6 protein-coding genes are annotated in these 5680 nt (G+C 73.4%); 2 read left to right on the forward strand and 4 right to left on the reverse strand.

Annotated elements, in window-relative coordinates; genetic code table 11:
- Positions 1 to 27: 27 nt before the first annotated feature.
- Positions 28 to 624 carry a TetR/AcrR family transcriptional regulator gene (locus FOE67_RS14720; protein WP_182664399.1) on the reverse strand — a complete coding sequence of 199 codons (597 nt, stop codon included), beginning with the start codon at positions 622 to 624 and terminating at the stop codon, positions 28 to 30.
- Positions 625 to 915: 291 nt separating this feature from the next.
- Between FOE67_RS14720 and FOE67_RS14725 the strand changes: the two genes are divergently transcribed.
- Both FOE67_RS14725 and FOE67_RS14730 read left to right on the forward strand, forming a co-directional pair.
- Positions 916 to 2025, forward strand: coding sequence for a DegT/DnrJ/EryC1/StrS family aminotransferase (locus FOE67_RS14725; RefSeq protein WP_182664401.1), 1110 nt, complete (start codon positions 916 to 918; stop codon positions 2023 to 2025).
- Positions 2026 to 2090: 65 nt separating this feature from the next.
- Positions 2091 to 3488 (forward strand): NDP-hexose 2,3-dehydratase family protein, encoded by a 1398-nt coding sequence (locus FOE67_RS14730; RefSeq protein ID WP_182664403.1) that lies wholly within the window; start codon positions 2091 to 2093, stop codon positions 3486 to 3488.
- Here the strand turns inward: FOE67_RS14730 and FOE67_RS14735 are convergent.
- The 3 genes from FOE67_RS14735 to FOE67_RS14745 form a co-directional block, all read right to left on the reverse strand.
- The gene (locus FOE67_RS14735) at positions 3466 to 4524 is read right to left on the reverse strand and encodes an NAD-dependent epimerase/dehydratase family protein (protein WP_182664405.1); all 1059 of its coding nucleotides are present in this window, start codon (positions 4522 to 4524) and stop codon (positions 3466 to 3468) included. The two genes, FOE67_RS14730 and FOE67_RS14735, sit on opposite strands and share 23 nt — an antisense overlap.
- Positions 4521 to 5156: a dTDP-4-dehydrorhamnose 3,5-epimerase family protein gene (locus tag FOE67_RS14740; protein WP_182664408.1), complete on the reverse strand. Its 636-nt coding sequence runs from the start codon at positions 5154 to 5156 to the stop codon at positions 4521 to 4523. Before FOE67_RS14740 ends, FOE67_RS14735 begins: the two co-directional genes overlap by 4 nt.
- On the reverse strand, positions 5156 to 5680 hold a 525-nt coding region (locus FOE67_RS14745; RefSeq protein ID WP_267133332.1), incomplete at its 5' end, for an acyl-CoA dehydrogenase family protein. The genes FOE67_RS14745 and FOE67_RS14740, both read right to left, overlap by 1 nt.

Below are 5680 nucleotides of genomic sequence, written 5' to 3' on the forward strand. Positions count from 1 at the left end.
GTCGCCGGGTGCCTCGGGGGTGGGGGTCTACGGCCGGGGCGGAACCCCCAGCGCGGGCAGGACCATGGTGTCGGTGCAGCGGACGAGGAACTCCGCGTCGGCCTCCCGCTCCTCCAGCAGCGGACGCCCGACGATGGCGCCCATCAGCATGTAGGTGATCTCCTCGGCGGAGGGGCCCCCGGCGGTGATCTCGCCCCGGGCCACGCCGCGATCGAGGATGGTCCGCAGCACCTCGATCTCCGGAAGGAGGATCACCTCCCGGAAGGTCTCCCGCAGTTCGGTGCCCCGGTGGAGTTCGAGGGCCAGGGCCCGGAGGAGTTCGGTGTTCTGCACCACGTGGTCACCGGCCCGACGCATCAGTTCGCGCAGGTCGCCGGCGACCGAGCCGGTGTCGATGTCCCCGCCGTTCCCGGGCGTGCCGCCGGCCCGGCGCAGGGCGACCAGGACCAGCCTCGCCTTGCTCTCCCACTGCCGGTAGAGAGTGGCCTTGCTGGAACGGGTCCGGGCGGCGACGAGGTCCATGGTGAGGGCCTCGTAGCCGTGCTCCCGCAACAACTCCAGGACCGCGCGCAGGATTTCCCCCTCGCGTTCCGCCGACAGCCGGGATCGCGCCCGAGCAGTCATCGTCCCCCCAACCCGAACGCACAACCTTTCGATGCGCGGAAAGGTAGCCCGGGCTCATCGAAACCGCAAAGTTTCGACAGGGGTCCTCCGGACGGACGGCGGTGGGGGTGTCAACCGATCGGTGGACATCCCCACCCGTCCGTCCGGAGGGCCGGGACCGTCCTCCGAAGAGACCCCGTTCCGGGGGCCGCTCCCCGGGTCCCCGGTGGGTTTCAATGGTGACGCTCCGCTGCTGCCGGAATCCGGGGCGGCGTCGGCTGTTCCCGTCGGAACGGAGAGAGGGGCTGCTCGGTGACCCAAGGCGTCTGGGACTACATCGACGAGTACGAGGAGGAACGCGACGACCTCCTGGACGCGGTGGACACCGTCTTCCGCTCCGGGCGGCTGGTCCTGGGCGAAAGCGTCGCGGGGTTCGAACGGGAGTACGCGGCCCGCCACGGGGTGGGGCACTGCGTGGGCGTGGACAACGGCACCAACGCCCTGGTGCTCGCCCTGCGCGCCCTGGGGGTGGGGCCCGGTGACGAGGTGGTCACCGTGTCCAACACGGCGGCCCCGACGGTGGTGGCGATCGACGCGGTCGGCGCCACCCCGGTGTTCGTCGACGTGGTGCCGGACACGATGCTCATGGACGTGACGCGGGTGCCCGGGGTCATCGGTGACCGCACCCGCTGTCTGCTCCCCGTCCACCTGTACGGTCAGTGCGTCGACACCGAGGCGCTGCGCGACATCGCCGCCGCCCATGACCTGCCGATCCTGGAGGACTGCGCCCAGGCCCACGGCGCGACCCGGAACGGCGTCCCCGCCGGGAGCACGGGCACGCTCGCCGCGTTCTCCTTCTACCCCACCAAGGTGCTCGGGGCCTACGGCGACGCCGGGGCCGTGATCACGGACGACCCCGCGCTCGACTCCGCCCTGCGACGGCTCCGCTACTACGGGATGGAGGACGTCTACCACGTCGTCGCCACTCCCGGGTACAACAGCCGTCTGGACGAGGTCCAGGCGGAGATCCTGCGCCGCAGGCTCCGCCGGTTGGACGACTACATCGCGCGGCGCCGCCTCGTGGCCGACCGGTACCGGGAGGGGCTGGGGGACACCTCCCTGCGGCTTCCCGTGGTGGCCCCGGACAACACCCACGTGTACTACCTCTACGTGGTCCGCCATCCCGCCCGGGACCTGATCCTGGAGCGCCTGCGGGAGCGGGACATCGCCCTCAACATCAGCTACCGGTGGCCCGTCCACCTCCAGAAGGGCTTCGCCCACCTCGGTGGGGGGCCCGGCGACCTCCCGGTGACCGAGGCCGCCGCCGAGGAGATCTTCTCCCTTCCCATGTACCCCTCCCTCCGCCCGGACGCGCAGGATCGGGTGATCGAGGCGCTGCGGGACGTGCTGGCCGAACTCTGAGGGACCGCGGGGAGGGGGAACACCGGGTCGGGGATCCGACGGAACACCGACGGAAAGGAGGGCCGATGGGGAGATCCGGACTGGTGGCCCGCCGGGAGGAGGCCGTGCTCTCCACCCCGGCGGAGTTCCGGCGATGGTGGGAGGAACGGCGTGGTGCCCGGCGGATGCGGGTCACCGAGGTGGGGCTCCACGCCCTGGAACGCTGGCACGTCGATCCGGTCACCGGGAACCTGGGCCACACCAGTGGCCGCTTCTTCACCGTGGAGGGCCTGGGGGTGCGGGTGGCGGGCGCTTCCCGGCACGCCCATCCCGTCATCAACCAACCGGAGATCGGTGTCCTGGGCCTGCTGGTCCGAGACATCGACGGCGTCCCCCACTGTCTGGTGCAGGCCAAGGAGGAACCGGGCAACATCGACGGCCCCCAGCTGTCGCCCACCGTCCAGGCCACCCGCAGCAACCACACCCGGGTCCACGGGGGGCGCCGGCCGCCCCACCTGGAACACTTCGTGGGACCCGGGCGGGGAGAGGTGCTGGTCGACGTTCTCCAGTCCGAGCAGGGCGGATGGTTCTGGCGCAAGCGCAACCGCAACATGGTGGTCCGCGTGCCCGGTCCCGTCCCGGTGGACGACAACTTCCGATGGCTGCCGTTGCCCCTGCTCCACGCCCTGCTCCGGGTCGACAACCTGGTGAACATGGACACCCGAACCGTCCTGGCGTGCATGCCCCTCCCCGTCGGGAGGGGCGATCGGGAGTCGGCGGCGGACGATCCGCTCACGCGTTCCTTCCACCCGGACGCCCCCGCCCGCCACACCACCGCCGACCTCCTGAGCTGGTTCACCGAGGCCAAGACCTGGTGCGACTGGTCCGCCCGCCTGATCCCGCTCGCCGAGGTGCCCGGATGGTCGATCACCGGTGGGAGGCTGGTGGACGACCGGCGCCGCGACTTCGCCGTGCTCGGCCTCCGGGTCGAGGCCGGGGGACGGGAGATCACCGGTTGGGACCAGCCACTGCTCCGCCCCCCGGGTCCCGGTTCGGCCGTCCTGGTCATCCGCCCCATCGAGGGCGTCACCCATGTGCTGGTACAGGCCCGTCCCGAGTACGGCCTGCTCGACACCGTCGAGATGGCCCCCTCCCACCAGTGGCTGCCCGGCGCGGACCGGTCCCTCATCGGCGACCCCTTCACCGTGACGATCCCCGGCCTCGGCCACGGGGAGCCGCCCGGGGGCCCGGTGCGGCACGACGTGGTGCTCTCCGAGGAGGGCGGGCGGTTCCACGAGGCGCTGACCCGCTACCGGATCGTGGAGGTCGGGGAGGATTTCCCGCTCGACCTCCCACCCGCCTTCCGGTGGGCGACGGCGGCCCAGCTCACCGGCCTGCTGAGGCACGGCCACTACCTGAACGTCGAGGCCCGCACCCTGCTCGCCTGCCTGCGCGCCCTGGTCATCGCGCCCCCGGCGGGGTGACCTGGCGGAAACCGGGCCGGGTCCCGGACGCACCGGCCAGGGCGGCGACCGTCCGCTCCACGCCCCGGTCCCACGTCACCCGCGGGGCCCACCCCGTGATCCGGCGGAAGAACGGGTCGTCCACCACGGTGTCCATCGCGTCGGTGGCCTGGGCCCCCTCCGGCGGCGGGACCCGGAGCACCGGAACGGGGGCCCTCCCGGTCACCCGGGCCACCGTCGCGGCGATGTCCCCGAAGAGGTCGGTCAGCGTCATGCCCCCTCCGCCCGACACGGTCCGGGGGGCCCCCGCCAACCGGTCGGCGTGTTCGACGGCCGCGGCGAACGCGTCGGCGACGTCGTCCACGTGCAGGGGCTCGCGCCGTACCCCGGGGTACCAGAGGGGGAGGGCCTCGCCCGCCAGTGCCCGCCGTGCCATCGTCGAGACCACTCCCCGATCGAGGGGACGTTCCCCCGCCGGGGTGCCGTCCCCGAGTCCCCCGGGCAGGCCGTAGACGGTGGGCAGCCGCAGGGGGAGGGCGCGCACCACCCCCTCCGCGTGGGCCGTCGTCACCAGGTGTTCGGCCTCGGCCTTGTGGCCGTCGTAGACGGTCACCGGCCGCCCGCCGTCCCCTCCCGTCCCATCCGGTCGGGTCACGTCCTGGCTGGTGCTGCCCGCCAGGACGACCAGCGGTGGGGGTCCTTCCCGGCGCCCCGTCCCCCGTCCCGCGCGCAACGCCTCCACCAGGTCGGCCGGCACGCCCACGTTCACGCGCCGGGCGAGACGATCGTCCGCCCGGACCCGCCATCCGCCGTCGGTCCGGGCCACCAGGTGCACCACCACGTCCGCGTCGGTCACCGCCTCGGCCACCGCTCCCGGGCCGCACAGGTCCAGGGCCCGGACCTCGATCGCGGCCCCCCGCGTCCCGGCCGGTGGGGAGACCGGCCCGCGCGCCACCGCCCGCAGTCGCACCGGTCGGGCGGCGAAGGCCCGTAGCACCGCCGTGCCGATCAACCCCGAGGCCCCCAGAACGACGATCAGCGGCCGGGTGTCGGTCATCGGAAGATCTCCGCCTCGGCCCGCGCGCAGTCGGCCAGGGTGGGCAGCCGGCCCGCGCGTCGGTGTTCCGCCAGCCGCGGGGCGGTGTGATCCCGCTCGGAACGGATCGGGGGCGGGTCGGTGGGAATCGGCAGTCCCAGTTCCGGATCGTCCGCCGCCACCGAGTGCTCCAGCTCCGGGGCGTAGGCGGCGGTCATCAGGTAGGACATCACGGTGTCGTCCTCCAGGGCCAGCACGGCGTGTCCCACCCCCACCGGCAGGTACACGGCCCTCGGGACGCGGGCCTCCAGCGGGACCGCGCTCCAGGTGCCGAAGCCGGGGGAGTCCACCCGCAGGTCCACCACCAGGTCCAGCGCCCGACCGTGCGCGCAGTACACGTACTTGGCCGCTCCGGGCGGGGTCAGCGTGAAGTGCACGCCGCGCAGGACGCCCGCCGCCGACCGGGTGTGGTTGGTCTGGACGACGGGGAAACGGGGCCGTCCCACCGCGGCGGAGAAGACCGCCTCCCGGTAGGGGGAGAGGAAGACCCCGCGGTGGTCGGGGAAGGCTTCGGGAGCGAACACGAAGGCGCCGGTGACCCCCAGCTCCCGCGCCCCGGGGACCGGGGGCGCGGACTCACGCCGAGGACCCATCAGATCGCGAACCGCCACGAGGCGGCGTCCAGCTCGACGCCCAGGCGCACCTTCCCGTACAGCGGATAGGTGCGGCTGCTCACCTGGACGTGCTGGGTGATCACGTGCGCGTCCCGCAACCGCTTCTGCAGGGGGTGTCCGCGCATCACCGCGGGGCCGCCGGCGAGGGTGTGGACCGTGTCCACCACCGCCGCCGACTCGGTGACGGCGTGACTCATGGCCAACTTGGCCCGGGCGCGCTCCGGGGTGGGGGTCGTCCGACCCGTCAGGGCGTCGTCCCACAGTCCCCGCAGGCTCTCCATGAGGAAGGCCCGTGCCGAGTACAGGCGGGCCTCCGCCCGGGCGAGGTCGATCTGGACGAGCGGGGACTGCGCGAGAGACCCGGAAAGGCCCACGGGGCGCCCCGAGCCGGCCCCGTCGACCAGCTCGTTCACGGCCCCGATCGCGTTGCCCAGGGCCACCGCGGAGAAGCCGTAGGTCATGTAGGCGGGCAGGGGGAAGCGGGAGAGGGGGCCGTCCAGGCG

It is taken from the genome of Streptomyces calidiresistens, assembly GCF_014141525.1.
Taxonomy (GTDB): domain Bacteria; phylum Actinomycetota; class Actinomycetes; order Streptomycetales; family Streptomycetaceae; genus Streptomyces; species Streptomyces calidiresistens.

Excerpts from the sequence above, each read along its gene's own strand:
- FOE67_RS14720 (WP_182664399.1), bottom strand. The coding sequence starts at position 624 with ATGACTGCTCGGGCGCGATCCCGGCTGTCGGCGGAACGCGAGGGGGAA.
- FOE67_RS14730 (WP_182664403.1), top strand. The coding sequence starts at position 2,091 with ATGGGGAGATCCGGACTGGTGGCCCGCCGGGAGGAGGCCGTGCTCTCC.
- FOE67_RS14735 (WP_182664405.1), bottom strand. The coding sequence starts at position 4,524 with ATGACCGACACCCGGCCGCTGATCGTCGTTCTGGGGGCCTCGGGGTTG.
- FOE67_RS14740 (WP_182664408.1), bottom strand. The coding sequence starts at position 5,156 with ATGGGTCCTCGGCGTGAGTCCGCGCCCCCGGTCCCCGGGGCGCGGGAG.